The organism is Streptococcus sp. CF8-6 (genome assembly GCF_024295845.1).
Lineage (GTDB): Bacteria > Bacillota > Bacilli > Lactobacillales > Streptococcaceae > Streptococcus > Streptococcus oralis_BO.
Window position 1 is genome coordinate 557,082 of the sequence record NZ_JANCOF010000001.1, and the last position, 13,597, is coordinate 570,678.

A 13,597-nucleotide genomic window follows, 5' to 3' on the forward strand; every position below is an offset into this window, starting at 1 on the left:
ATGAAAGCACGACTCCAAACTCTGCCCTACGGACTAAGATTACTTCTAGCCACCTTATCATTGGGAATAGGGGCTGGGCTAGTCGGCATTGCCTGCCATTATCTACTTGAAGGTGTGCAAAGGCTGGCTTTTGGCCAAGCTAGTTCGGATTTGCTCCAACTATTCCAAGAAGCTGGGAATCTCCGTAGATTCCTAGTCATATGTATGACAGGATGCTCGGCAGCTGGCTTCTGGTATATCCTGCAAAGGCGCTATAAAATCTTCTCTATTCGCCAGCAAATTGACCTAGCTGGAGCCAGAAATCCAGCACTCTTAGCCCACCTCCTTCATGCAGGTATGCAGGTTGCGATTGTCGGAGCAGGTGCATCGGTCGGAAAAGAAGGAGCACCACGCGAGGTCGGGGCTCTTCTAGCTGGTCGCTTGTCAAAGGGGTTCTCTCTAGCCCTTAAAGAACAGAAGGTATTGGTTGCCTGTGGGGCAGGAGCTGGTCTAGCTGCGGTTTATCAGGTTCCCTTTGCTAGTAGCTTGTTTGTCTTTGAGACCTTAGGACTTGCCTATAGTTGGCAGAACTTTTTGATGGTTTTGGCTAGTACTTATCTGGCAACTTGGGTGGCTCAGCCCATTGTTGGTCAGGATGCTATTTATCACCTATCTGCGGTCTCATGGTCGGTCAGCGGTTTCTTACAAGCTATTCTGATTGCGTTATTGGTCACTCCTCTAGCACTGGTTTTTCGATCCTTAGCCAAGCAAGCTAATCGCAAACGCCGCAAGGATGAGACGATCCTCTGGGCTCTTCCTCTAGCCTTTCTAGTGTTGGGGAGCCTTGTATCCTTTTTCCCTATCTTTATGGGAAATGGTCAGGTACTAGCGCAGGCCTTGTTATCTCGCCAGCCGGTTCCCTATCTTCCACTGACTCTTGCAATGAAGGGGCTTTTGGTTTATCTCCTCTTACGCAATGGTGCCTATGGGGGAACCTTGACACCATCATTTGCCTTGGGGATTGGGTCTGGTTACTTAGTGACCTTGCTTTTGACAGTAGTTGGCGTCCACCTGGATCCAGCTCTAGGAATGTTACTAGGAGCAACAGTCTTTTTAGGGACGACCTTACAAGCTCCTCTGACGGCTATTGCCCTAAGCCTTGGATTTACAGGTCAGGATTGGAGTTTGACAATACCGCTTGTACTAGCGGCAGGAATGTCTTACATGGTTCGAAAGAGATGGGAGAAAGGACAATGAAGGTACACTTTGTACTGCATGAAACATTTGAGGTTCCGGGTGCTTATCTAAAATGGGCTCTAGAACGAGGACATCACATTACATCAACAAAGGTTTATGAAAAAGAACCTCTTCCTGAAACAATTGACGGGATTGATTTTCTGATTGTTATGGGTGGTCCTCAATCACCTGATGAGGATAGAGAAAAATTCCCATACTATGACCCTAAGGCTGAGCTTGCTTTTATGAAAGAAGCGATTGCTGCAGATATCTATATCGTTGGTGTCTGTCTTGGTGCGCAGCTCCTATCTGTTGCCTATGGTGCGAAGTATGAACACAGTCTTGAGCGCGAGATCGGCGTTTATCCTGTGACATTGACGATGCAAGGTCTAACAGACCCTCATGTTAGCTTGTTCGGAGAAACCTTAGAAACTGGCCACTGGCATGGTGATATGCCAGGGCTGACAGAGGATGCTGTTGTTCTTGCGACGAGTCAAGGTTGTCCACGTCAGATTATTCGCTTCAGTCCGAAACATTATGCCTTTCAGGCTCATTTGGAATTTGATGCAGAAGCAGTAGAATTATTGATTGCTGCGGATGGTGAAGAGCAATTAAGAGAGCAAAGTGAAAAGTTACCTTTTGTTCAAACACCAGAAGAATTACGTGGAAACGATTATTCCGAAATGAATGCAAAACTGTATGCATTTTTAGATTCATTGGTAAAATAGGAACTACAGAAAGGCAGAGTATCTGAGTTATAGTCAAACTCGGGCTAACTATTCTGCGAAATATTTAAATTTAAAATCAAGAAAGAAAGGATGGGTAAACCGTATTTGCTGAACTGAATACGGGCGGAGAACTGTGTAAAAAAGATAAACTGTCTAGCATCTGCGATGCTTCGTCAGTTTCCTATTTTTACTTTGTTCTCTGTCGCCCTTTATATCTTAATTATGTCTATCCATATTGCTGCTAAGCAGGGTGAAATTGCTGATAAAATTCTTCTTCCGGGGGATCCACTTCGTGCGAAATTTATTGCGGAGAACTTCCTTGAAGATGCTGTTTGTTTTAACGAAGTGCGTAACATGTTTGGCTACACTGGTACTTACAAGGGCCACCGTGTATCGGTCATGGGAACTGGGATGGGGATGCCATCCATTTCGATTTATGCGCGTGAGTTGATTGTGGACTACGGTGTAAAGAAATTGATTCGCGTGGGAACTGCTGGTTCTTTGAATGAAGATGTCCACGTCCGTGAATTGGTTTTGGCGCAAGCAGCTGCAACCAACTCAAACATCATCCGCAACGACTGGCCACAGTATGATTTCCCACAAATCGCTAGTTTTGACCTGCTAGACAAGGCCTACCATATCGCCAAAGAACACGGTATGACCAGCCATGTTGGGAACGTTTTGTCATCTGATGTCTTTTATTCAAACTACTTTGAAAAGAACATTGAGCTTGGTAAATGGGGAGTTAAAGCTGTAGAAATGGAAGCAGCAGCACTTTACTATCTTGCTGCCCAACATCATGTTGATGCGCTAGCTATCATGACAATCTCTGATAGCTTGGTCAATCCAGATGAAGATACTACCGCAGAAGAACGCCAAAATACCTTCACCGATATGATGAAGGTTGGTTTGGAAACCTTGATTGCAGAGTAAACATCGTATTGCTTTGAGATAAGGTTATTTCTAAGATTGATTTAAATGCTTTAATCTCAAATATATCAGTAATGATAAAGGAAGAGTTGAAAATCAGATTGCTGGAGCTATTGGTTTTCAACTTTTTTAGAACCCAGCTTAAGGAGAAACGTGATGGATAAAATTGAACAATTACAAGACTTGATAGATCAAAGCCAACGGATTGTTTTCTTTGGAGGGGCAGGAGTGTCAACCGAGTCTAATATCCCAGATTTTCGTAGTTCAGATGGTGTTTATAGTCATCAGTTAGGCCGTCATTTTACGGCAGAGCAACTCGTTTCTCGAACCATGTTTGAGCGCTATCCAGAAGATTTTTTTGACTTCTATAAAAAATACCTGATTTATCCAGAAGCAAAGCCTAATGCTGCTCACACTTATCTGGCTACTTTGGAAAAGACAGGTAAGCTAAAGGCTGTTGTGACACAAAATATCGATAGTCTTCATGAAATGGCTGGCTCCCAAAAAGTCTTTAAATTGCATGGGAGTGCGGACCGGAATTACTGCCTAGGTTGTCAACATTTCTATGACTTAACTGCTTTTCTTGCCCTCGAGGGACCTGTTCCCCACTGCTTAGACTGTGGCAAGGTGGTCAAGCCTGACGTGACCTTGTATGAAGAATCACTTGACATGGATGTTTTTAGTCAAGCTGCACAAGCTATTCGGCAAGCAGACTTGCTGATTATTGGTGGGACTTCCATGGTTGTTTATCCTGCAGCTAGCCTAGTAAACTATTTTTCTGGGACAAATCTGGTCCTTATCAATAAAACCAGTATTCCACAAGACAGCCAAGCTACATTGGTCATTGAAGGCAAGATTGGGGAAGTCTTTTCGAAATTGAGACAATAAAAGAATTTTAGAAGATAGCAACAAAACCTTGTTACTTGAAAGAGAAAACTATCTCATTTATTGACCACTATCTCGCTCTTTGAGAGTTATTAAAAACTGGCTGAGAAAATCAAAACACCTTCACCGATATGATGAAGGTTGGTTTGGAAACCTTGATTGCAGAGTGAAATGTAAAAGAAAATCCTGATTTCAAGTGGAATCAGGTTTTTTTCATAGATGCGATTTTTTCTGGGTTTGGTGTAACGCGGAGGGTCTTTTGTCCTGTGTAGGTTACAAAGCCAGGTTTTCCACCAGTTGGTTTGTTGAGTTTCTTGACTTCAATCATATCCACCTGAACTAGATTTGACAAGCGCCCTTTGGAAAAGTAGGCTGCTAGTTCGGCTGCGTCTGTTTTAACTTCATCAGATGGGTCAAGATTTCCTGAGATAACGACATGACTTCCAGGAATGTCCTTGGCATGGAACCAAAGTTCCTCCTTGTGGGCCATTTTAAAGGTCAATTCCTCATTTTGAAGATTGTTTCGACCGACATAGATGATGGTTTTGCCATCGCTTGCTAGATACTGCTCTGGTTTTTTGCGTTTCTGAATTTTCTCGCGTTGGCGTCTTCTAATGAAGCCTGTTTGGATCAATTCTTCACGGATTTCAGCGATTTCCTCCAGCCCTGCTTGATTGAGCACAGTCTCGACACTTTCTAGATAAAGAATGGTGGCCTTGGTTTCTTCGATCAGTTCAGTCAGGTATTTGACAGCTTCTTTGAGTTTCTGGTAACGCTTAAAATAGCGTTGAGCATTCTGGCTGGGAGTCAAGGCCTTATCAAGCGCAATGGTGATAGGCTGGTTGGTGTAGTAGTTGTCCAAGGTAACCTGATCTTGGTCATTGGGAACTTGGTGGAGGAAGGTTGTCAGCAACTCTCCTTTTTGGCGAAACTCCTCAGCATTGTCTGTCGCTAGTAACTCTTTTTCTTGTTTTTTGAGTTTGTGGCGATTTTTTTGCAATTCATTTTCAACACGGCGAATGAGCTCACTGGCTTGTTGCTTGACGCGATCGCGCTCTGCCTTATCTTTGTAATAGGTATCCAGAAGATCAGAGAGACTGGCAAAAGGCTCTCCCACCTGATTTGCAAAAGGAACTGGGCTGAAAGAAGTCTCCGTTAGGTAAGGCTTGGTTTCTTGCTCGAAAAAGTTTCGGAAAGTAGACAGTTTATCACTGACAAGAATGTTTTCCAATTCATTTGCTGTATCGCGTCCTAAACCTTGAAAGAGGCTTTGAAGATTTTTTGCTGTTAGTTCTTGGGTTTGCAGAATTTCAAAGAGCTTTTCATCCTTGACAGTATAAGGATTGAGAGATTCGGTACTAGGCGGAGCAATATAGGTCGATCCTGGAAGCAAGGTGCGGTAGCTATTTTGTGAAAAGCCAACATGTTTGATAACTTCGAGGATTTTATGGCTACTTTTATCCACGAGGAGAATATTACTGTGTTTGCCCATAATCTCGATGATGAGCGTGGCCTGGATATGATCCCCAATCTCGTTTTTATTGGAAACTGTAATTTCCACGATACGGTCATTTTCCACTTGCTCAATCGACTCAATCATAGCACCCTGCAAATACTTCCTCAAAACCATGATAAAGGTAGAAGGTTGGGCTGGATTTTCAAAAGTCGTTTGGGTTAGCTGAATGCGTCCAAATACGGGATGAGCAGAAAGGAGCAGGCGATGACTTTGGCGATTGCTGCGGATTTGCAAGACCAACTCTTGTTCAAAAGGTTGATTGATTTTCTGGATGCGACCATTGACCAACTCGCTTCGCAATTCCTCAACCATGTGGTGTAAAAAAAATCCGTCAAATGACATCGTTCTCTCCTTGTGATTGTATTCCATAGTATTATATCAAAAAGGTAGAATAAAATCATGGAAATATGGTATAATAAAGCCAAGTAAAGAGAATCGAGAAGTACATGTATATTGAAATGGTAGATGAAACTGGTCAAGTTTCACAAGAAATCTTGCAACAAACCCAAGAAATTTTGGAATTTGCAGCCCAAAAAATAGGAAAAGAAGACAAGGAGATGGCAGTCACTTTTGTGACCAACGAGCGTAGCCACGAACTCAATCTCGAGTACCGTGATACCGATCGTCCGACGGATGTCATCAGCCTTGAGTATAAACCAGAGTTGGATATTGCCTTTGATGAGGAAGATTTGCTTGAAAATCCTGAATTGGCAGAGATGATGTCTGAGTTTGATGCCTATATTGGGGAACTGTTCATCTCTATCGATAAAGCGCATGAGCAGGCTGAGGAATACGGCCACAGCTTCGAGCGTGAGATGGGCTTCTTGGCAGTACACGGCTTTTTACACATTAACGGCTATGATCACTACACTCCGGAAGAAGAAGCGGAGATGTTCGGTTTACAAGAAGAAATTTTGACAGCCTATGGACTCACAAGACAATAAACGAAAATGGAAAAATCGTGACCTAGTATCCAGTTTAGAATTTGCTCTTACAGGAATTCTGACTGCTTTCAAGGAAGAACGTAATATGCGAAAACATGCAGTGACGGCCCTAGTAGTCATCCTTGCAGGTTTTGTTTTTCAGGTGTCACGCATTGAATGGCTCTTTCTCCTAATGAGCATTTTCTTGGTAGTAGCCTTTGAAATTATTAACTCTGCTATTGAAAATGTGGTGGATCTAGCCAGTCACTATCACTTTTCTATGTTGGCAAAGAAAGCCAAGGACATGGCAGCAGGTGCCGTGCTTGTGGTCTCTCTTTTTGCTGCGGTGACAGGTGTACTTATCTTTCTCCCACGTATTTGGGATTTATTATTTTAAATAGTAAGAGGAAATTATGACATTTAAATCAGGCTTTGTAGCTATTTTGGGACGTCCCAATGTTGGGAAGTCAACCTTTTTGAATCACGTCATGGGGCAAAAGATTGCCATTATGAGTGACAAAGCGCAGACAACGCGCAATAAAATCATGGGGATTTACACCACGGATAAGGAGCAAATCGTCTTTATCGACACGCCGGGGATTCACAAGCCTAAGACGGCTCTTGGAGATTTCATGGTGGAATCTGCCTACAGTACTCTGCGTGAAGTGGATACTGTTCTATTCATGGTGCCAGCTGATGAGCCACGTGGTAAGGGCGACGATATGATTATCGAGCGTCTGAAAGCTGCCAAGGTTCCTGTGATTCTGGTGGTGAATAAGATTGACAAGGTCCATCCAGACCAGCTTTTGGCTCAGATTGATGACTTCCGTAACCAGATGGACTTTAAGGAAATTGTTCCTATCTCAGCCCTTCAGGGTAATAATGTTTCTCATCTAATCGATATTCTGAGTGAAAATCTGGAGGAAGGTTTCCAGTATTTCCCAGCTGATCAAATCACAGATCATCCTGAGCGTTTCTTGGTTTCAGAAATGATTCGTGAGAAAGTCTTGCACCTAACTCGAGAAGAGATTCCTCACTCAGTTGCCGTAGTGGTCGACTCTATGAAGCGTGATGAAGAGACAGACAAGGTCCATATCCGAGCAACCATCATGGTCGAGCGCGATAGCCAAAAAGGCATTATCATCGGAAAAGGTGGCGCTATGCTCAAGAAAATAGGGACCATGGCTCGTCGTGATATCGAACTCATGCTAGGGGACAAGGTTTTCCTAGAAACTTGGGTCAAGGTTAAGAAAAACTGGCGTGATAAAAAGCTAGATTTGGCTGACTTTGGCTATAATGAAAAAGAATACTAAGTAGAGGTGGGCTCATGCCTGCTTCTTGTTTTTACAGAAGGAGGACTTATGCCTGAACTACCTGAGGTTGAAACGGTTCGTCGTGGCTTAAAAAAATTGATTTTGGGAAAGAAGATTTCTAATATAGAGATTGCTTATCCCAAGATGATTAAGACAGATTTGGAAGAGTTTCAAAAAGAGTTAGCTGGTCAAGTAATTGAGTCAATGGGACGCCGTGGAAAATATCTACTTTTTTACCTGACAAACAAGGTCTTGATTTCACATCTGCGGATGGAGGGCAAGTATTTTTACTATCCGGACCAAGTTCCAGAACGTAAACACGCCCATGTTTTCTTCCAGTTTGAGGATGGCGGCACTCTTGTATATGAGGATGTGCGCAAGTTTGGTACCATGGAACTATTGGCACCCGACCTTTTGGATGCCTACTTTGTATCTAAAAAACTAGGGCCTGAGCCAAGAGAGCAGGACTTTGATTTGCAGGTCTTTCAAGCTGCCCTAACCAAGTCTAAAAAGCCTATCAAATCCCATCTACTAGACCAAACCCTGGTAGCTGGCCTTGGCAATATCTATGTGGATGAGGTCCTCTGGCGAGCTCAGGTTCATCCAGCTAGACCTTCCCAAACTTTGACTGCAGAAGAAGCGTCAGCTATTCATGACCAGACCATTGTTGTTTTGGGACAGGCAGTTGAAAAGGGCGGTTCCACCATTAGAACCTATACCAATGCCTTTGGAGAAGACGGAACCATGCAGGACTTCCATCAGGTCTATGATAAGACTGGGCAAGCGTGTTCCCGCTGTGGGACAGTGATTGAGAAAATTCAACTAGGCGGACGTGGAACTCATTTTTGTCCTCAGTGTCAAAGGAGGGGCTGATGGGAAAAATCATCGGAATCACAGGAGGAATTGCCTCTGGTAAGTCAACTGTGACAAATTTTCTAAGACAAAAAGGCTTCCAAGTGGTCGATGCTGACGCAGTCGTCCATGATCTACAAAAACCCGGGGGTCGTCTTTATCAGGTTTTAGTCCAGCATTTTGGACAGGAAATCATACTTGAAAATGGAGAACTTAATCGCCTTCTTCTGGCTAGTCTCATCTTTTCAAATCCTGAGGAGCAAGAATGGTCTAAGCAAACCCAAGGGGAGATTATTCGTGAGGAATTGGCTGCATTGCGAGACCGGTTGATTCAGACAGAAGCGATTTTTTTCATGGATATTCCCCTGCTTTTTGAACAGGACTATGCCACCTGGTTTGATGAAACGTGGCTGGTCTATGTAGACCGTGATGTTCAGGTGGAACGTTTCATGAAACGGGATCATCTTTCTAAGGAAGTAGCAGAGTCTCGTTTGGCCGCCCAATGGTCTTTAGAGAAAAAGAAAGATTTTGCCAGTCATGTTCTAGACAACAATGGCAGTCGTGATCAGCTTGTGGCTCAAGTAGTGAAGTTACTTGAAGGAGGCGATAGCTGTGCAAGAGATTAGTTGGAAAGAGAATCTTCGCGTTGCCTGGTTCGGTAGTTTTCTAACGGGCGCCAGCATTTCCTTGGTCGTTCCTTTCATGCCTATCTTTGTGGAGCAGTTGGGAATTGAAGGGGACCAAGTTGCTTTCTATGCTGGATTAGCCATCTCAGTTTCGGCTGTTTCTGCAGCTCTAGTTTCTCCCATCTGGGGTATTCTTGCTGACAAGTACGGTCGAAAGCCCATGATGATTCGAGCTGGGCTTGCCATGACCATTACGATGGGAGGTTTGGCCTTCGTACCCAATATCTATTGGCTACTCTTTTTGCGCTTGCTCAATGGTGTATTTACTGGATTTGTCCCCAATGCAACAGCCTTGATCGCTAGTCAGGTACCCAAAGATAAGTCGGGAGCGGCTCTGGGAACTCTATCTACAGGAGTTGTTGCAGGAACACTGACGGGTCCCTTTGTTGGAGGCTTTATTGCTGAAATTTTTGGCATTCGTAATGTCTTTTTATTGGTAGGTGCTTTCTTATTTTTAGCTGCAATCCTAACCATTTTCTTTATCAAGGAAGATTTTCAGCCAGTGGCTAAGGAGAAGGCTATCCCAACGAAAGAAGTATTTTCTTCTTTCAAGTATCCTAGGCTTTTAGTGAATCTATTTTTGACTAGCTTCGTCATTCAATTTTCAGCTCAATCAATTGGCCCCATTCTAGCTCTCTATGTGCGGGACTTAGGGCAGACTGAGAATCTCCTCTTCGTATCAGGATTGATCGTATCCAGCATGGGATTTTCTAGTATGATGAGTGCTGGAATTCTAGGAAAACTTGGCGATAAGGTAGGGAATCATAGATTGTTGGTCGCGGCGCAGATTTATTCCGTCATCATTTACCTACTTTGTGCCCATGCAACCAGCCCCCTTCAACTTGGCTTGTATCGTTTTCTCTTTGGTTTGGGAACAGGTGCTCTCATACCAGGAGTCAATGCCCTTCTCAGCAAAATGACTCCAAAATCAGGTATTTCAAGGATTTTCGCCTTCAACCAAGTCTTTTTTTATCTCGGTGGAGTGATTGGACCTATGGCGGGATCCGCAGTTGCAGGATATTTGGGCTACCATGCTGTCTTTTATGCGACAGCAGCCTGTGTGGCTTTCAGTTGTTTATGCAACTTAGTGCAATTTAGATCATTATTAAAAGTAAAGGAAATCTAGTGCGAGTAAAAATCAATCTCAAGTGCTCCTCTTGTGGCAGCATGAATTATCTAACCAGTAAGAACTCCAAAACCCATCCAGACAAGATTGAGGTGTTAAAATATTGTCCAAAGGAAAGAAAAGTAACTTTACATCTTGAATCTAAGTAGAATTTATGGTAAAATAATAGGGATTTTAAGGAGTTTGATATGTATAACCTATTATTAACCATTTTATTAGTATTATCTGTTGTGATTGTGATTGCGATTTTCATGCAACCAACTAAGAACCAATCCAGCAATGTATTTGATGCCAGCTCAGGTGATTTGTTTGAACGTAGTAAAGCGCGTGGTTTTGAAGCTGTGATGCAACGTTTGACAGGTATTTTAGTCTTTTTCTGGCTAGCCATTGCCTTAGCATTGACGGTATTATCAAGTAGATAAGAAATGGGCAGGACTAGGTCTTTGCCTATTTTTATTTTTATACTCTTCAAAAATCTCTTCAAACCACGTCAGCGTCGGCTTGTCGTACTCCAGTACTGCCTGCGCCTAGCTTTCTAGTTTGCTCTTTGATTTTTATTGAGTATTAAATGATGTTTGAGAAGGTCTTACAGTAAAAGAAAATTAAAAAATCTAGAAAGAAAACATGAAAGATAAAATTAAAGAATATTTGCAAGAGAAGGGGCGAGTGACGGTAAATGACCTAGCTCAAGCTCTCGGAAAGGATGGGTCCAAGGATTTCCGTGAGTTGATTAAAACTCTGTCTCTGATGGAAAGAAAGCACCAGATTCGTTTTGAAGATGATGGTAGTTTATGTCTGGACCAAAAGAAGAAACATGAAATTACCCTCAAAGGGATTTTTCATGCCCATAAAAACGGCTTTGGTTTTGTCAGTCTAGAAGGCGAAGAGGACGACCTTTTTGTAGGAAAAAACGATGTCAACTACGCTATTGATGGCGATACCGTTGAAGTGGTCATCAAGAAAGTTGCTGACCGTAACAAGGGAACTGCTGCAGAAGCAAAAATCATTGATATATTAGAGCATAGTCTGACAAGCGTTGTCGGGCAAATCGTTTTGGATCAGGAAAAGCCCAAGTATGCGGGCTACATCCGTTCAAAAAATCAGAAAATCAGCCAACCGATCTATGTGAAGAAACCAGCTATCAAGTTGGAAGGGACAGAGGTTCTCAAGGTCTTTATCGATAAATACCCAAGTAAGAAACATGATTTCTTTGTTGCTAGTGTCCTTGATGTGGTGGGGCACTCGACTGATGCTGGGATTGACGTTCTTGAAGTCTTGGAATCCATGGATATTGTCTCAGAATTTCCAGAAGCTGTTCTCAAGGAAGCAGAAAGTGTACCAGAAGCTCCGTCTCAAAAGGATATGGAAGGGCGTCTTGATTTAAGAGATGAGCTTATCTTCACTATTGACGGCGCAGATGCCAAGGACTTGGACGACGCAGTTCACATCAAGCCTTTGAAAAATGGCAATATGGAACTCGGAGTTCACATCGCGGATGTTTCCTACTATGTGACAGAGGGTTCTGCCCTTGATAAGGAAGCCCTTAACCGCGCGACTTCTGTCTATGTAACAGACCGAGTGGTTCCAATGCTTCCAGAGCGTTTGTCAAATGGAATCTGCTCTCTCAATCCTCAAGTAGATCGCTTGACCCAGTCTGCTATTATGGAAATTGATAAACACGGTCGTGTAGTTAATTACACCATTACACAAACAGTGATCAAGACTAGTTTTCGTATGACCTATAGCGCTGTTAATGATATCCTAGCAGGTGACGAGGAAAAAAGACGAGAGTATAAGAAAATTGTTCCTAGTATCGAGTTAATGGCCAAGCTTCATGAAAGGCTAGAAAGCATGCGTGAGAAACGTGGTGCCCTTAATTTTGATACCAGCGAAGCAAAGATTCTAGTGGATAAAAAAGGTAAGCCTGTGGATATCGTTCTTCGCCAACGTGGAATTGCAGAGCGGATGATCGAGTCCTTCATGTTGATTGCTAACGAAACAGTTGCCGAGCACTTTAGCAAGCTGGACCTACCTTTTATCTATCGGATTCATGAGGAGCCTAAGGCAGAAAAAGTTCAGAAGTTTATTGACTATGCTTCAAGCTTTGGTTTGCGGATTTATGGGACTGCCAGTGAGATTAGCCAAGAGGCGCTTCAAGATATCATGCGTGCTGTTGAGGGAGAGCCTTATGCGGATGTATTGTCCATGATGCTTCTCCGCTCCATGCAACAAGCTCGCTATTCAGAGCACAATCACGGTCACTATGGTCTTGCTGCAGACTACTACACTCACTTCACCAGCCCTATTCGCCGTTATCCGGACCTTCTAGTCCATCGAATGATTCGGGATTACGGTCGTTCTAAGGAAATAGCAGAGCATTTTGAACAAGTGATTCCAGAGATTGCAACCCAGTCTTCCAACCGTGAGCGTCGTGCCATCGAGGCGGAGCGTGAAGTCGAAGCCATGAAAAAGGCTGAGTACATGGAAGAATACGTGGGTGAAGAGTACGACGCAGTTGTATCCAGCATTGTCAAGTTTGGTCTCTTTGTCGAATTGCCAAATACAGTTGAAGGCTTGATTCACATTACTAATTTGCCCGAATTTTATCATTTCAACGAGCGTGACTTGACACTCCGTGGGGAGAAATCGGGCATAACCTTCCGTGTAGGACAGCAAATTCGCATTCGGGTTGAAAGAGCCGATAAGATGACGGGAGAGATTGATTTCTCTTATATTCCAAGTGAGTTTGATGTTATCGAAAAAGGCTTGAAACAAGCTGGGCGCAAAGACAGAGGTCGTGGTTCAAGTCGTCGTTCGGATAAGAAGGAAGACAAGAGAAAATCAGGGCGCTCAAATGATAAGCACAAGCATTCACAAAAAGACAAGAAGAAAAAGGGGAAGAACCCTTTTTACAAGGAAGTAGCTAAGAAAGGAGCCAAGCATGGCAAAGGGCGAGGGAAAGGTCGTCGCACAAAATAAAAAAGCGCACCACGACTATACAATCGTAGATACGCTAGAGGCAGGAATGGTCCTGACCGGAACTGAAATCAAGAGCGTTCGAGCTGCTCGAATCAATCTCAAGGACGGCTTTGCTCAAGTAAAAAATGGGGAAGTCTGGCTGAGCAATGTCCATATCGCCCCTTACGAAGAGGGCAATATCTGGAACCAGGAACCGGAACGACGTCGCAAACTTCTGCTCCATAAGAAGCAAATTCAAAAATTGGAACAAGAGACCAAAGGGACAGGAATGACCCTTGTTCCCCTTAAAGTCTATATCAAAGATGGTTATGCTAAACTCCTTTTAGGACTTGCTAAAGGGAAACATGACTATGACAAACGGGAGTCGATCAAGCGTCGTGAACAAAACCGCGACATCGCGCGTGTGATGAAAGCTGTCAACCAGCGTTAAGAAGAGGAAGTAAA

General features: G+C 43.4%; 15 protein-coding genes. 14 read left to right on the forward strand and 1 reads right to left on the reverse strand.

Annotated elements, in window-relative coordinates:
* From NML69_RS02710 to NML69_RS02725, 4 genes are all read left to right on the forward strand, one after another.
* Positions 1-1,236 (forward strand): chloride channel protein, encoded by a 1,236-nt coding sequence (locus tag NML69_RS02710; RefSeq protein WP_254725232.1) that lies wholly within the window; start codon positions 1-3, stop codon positions 1,234-1,236.
* Entirely contained in the window at positions 1,233-1,943 is a 711-nt protein-coding gene (locus tag NML69_RS02715; protein ID WP_254725233.1) for a type 1 glutamine amidotransferase, read from the forward strand. The genes NML69_RS02710 and NML69_RS02715 overlap by 4 nt, the downstream gene beginning before the upstream one ends.
* 222 nt (positions 1,944-2,165) lie before the next feature.
* Positions 2,166-2,876 (forward strand): purine-nucleoside phosphorylase, encoded by a 711-nt coding sequence (deoD, locus tag NML69_RS02720; RefSeq protein WP_254725234.1) that lies wholly within the window; start codon positions 2,166-2,168, stop codon positions 2,874-2,876.
* Positions 2,877-3,029: 153 nt separating this feature from the next.
* Positions 3,030-3,761 (forward strand): NAD-dependent protein deacylase, encoded by a 732-nt coding sequence (locus tag NML69_RS02725; protein ID WP_042902364.1) that lies wholly within the window; start codon positions 3,030-3,032, stop codon positions 3,759-3,761.
* A gap of 199 nt (positions 3,762-3,960) precedes the next feature.
* Here the strand turns inward: NML69_RS02725 and pavA are convergent, their stop codons facing one another.
* A complete protein-coding gene (pavA, locus tag NML69_RS02730) occupies positions 3,961-5,616 on the reverse strand; it encodes an Rqc2 family fibronectin-binding protein PavA (protein WP_254725235.1) in 1,656 nt (551 codons plus the stop codon).
* 104 nt (positions 5,617-5,720) lie between these two features.
* Here pavA and ybeY point away from each other — a divergent pair, with 104 nt between their 5' ends.
* The 10 genes from ybeY (at position 5,721) to smpB (ending at position 13,583) form a co-directional block, all read left to right on the forward strand.
* Positions 5,721-6,218 carry an rRNA maturation RNase YbeY gene (ybeY, locus tag NML69_RS02735; protein WP_000275169.1) on the forward strand — a complete coding sequence of 166 codons (498 nt, stop codon included), beginning with the start codon at positions 5,721-5,723 and terminating at the stop codon, positions 6,216-6,218.
* Positions 6,199-6,594: a diacylglycerol kinase family protein gene (locus NML69_RS02740; RefSeq protein ID WP_254725236.1), complete on the forward strand. Its 396-nt coding sequence runs from the start codon at positions 6,199-6,201 to the stop codon at positions 6,592-6,594. Before ybeY ends, NML69_RS02740 begins: the two co-directional genes overlap by 20 nt.
* A 16-nt stretch (positions 6,595-6,610) precedes the next feature.
* On the forward strand, positions 6,611-7,510 hold the full coding sequence (gene era, locus NML69_RS02745) for a GTPase Era (protein ID WP_125413226.1): 900 nt from the start codon (positions 6,611-6,613) through the stop codon (positions 7,508-7,510).
* Positions 7,511-7,558: 48 nt separating this feature from the next.
* Positions 7,559-8,383 (forward strand): DNA-formamidopyrimidine glycosylase, encoded by an 825-nt coding sequence (gene mutM / locus NML69_RS02750; RefSeq protein ID WP_254725237.1) that lies wholly within the window; start codon positions 7,559-7,561, stop codon positions 8,381-8,383.
* On the forward strand, positions 8,383-8,988 hold the full coding sequence (coaE, locus tag NML69_RS02755; protein WP_254725238.1) for a dephospho-CoA kinase: 606 nt from the start codon (positions 8,383-8,385) through the stop codon (positions 8,986-8,988). The genes mutM and coaE overlap by 1 nt, the downstream gene beginning before the upstream one ends.
* A complete protein-coding gene (locus NML69_RS02760; RefSeq protein WP_033584091.1) occupies positions 8,975-10,174 on the forward strand; it encodes a multidrug efflux MFS transporter in 1,200 nt (399 codons plus the stop codon). Before coaE ends, NML69_RS02760 begins: the two co-directional genes overlap by 14 nt.
* A complete protein-coding gene (gene rpmG / locus NML69_RS02765; protein WP_007519517.1) occupies positions 10,174-10,323 on the forward strand; it encodes a 50S ribosomal protein L33 in 150 nt (49 codons plus the stop codon). Before NML69_RS02760 ends, rpmG begins: the two co-directional genes overlap by 1 nt.
* 39 nt (positions 10,324-10,362) lie before the next feature.
* On the forward strand, positions 10,363-10,596 hold the full coding sequence (gene secG, locus NML69_RS02770) for a preprotein translocase subunit SecG (protein WP_000282517.1): 234 nt from the start codon (positions 10,363-10,365) through the stop codon (positions 10,594-10,596).
* A gap of 202 nt (positions 10,597-10,798) precedes the next feature.
* Positions 10,799-13,153 (forward strand): ribonuclease R, encoded by a 2,355-nt coding sequence (gene rnr / locus NML69_RS02775; RefSeq protein WP_254725239.1) that lies wholly within the window; start codon positions 10,799-10,801, stop codon positions 13,151-13,153.
* A complete protein-coding gene (gene smpB / locus NML69_RS02780; RefSeq protein ID WP_001051742.1) occupies positions 13,116-13,583 on the forward strand; it encodes an SsrA-binding protein SmpB in 468 nt (155 codons plus the stop codon). The genes rnr and smpB overlap by 38 nt, the downstream gene beginning before the upstream one ends.
* Positions 13,584-13,597: the final 14 nt, after the last annotated feature.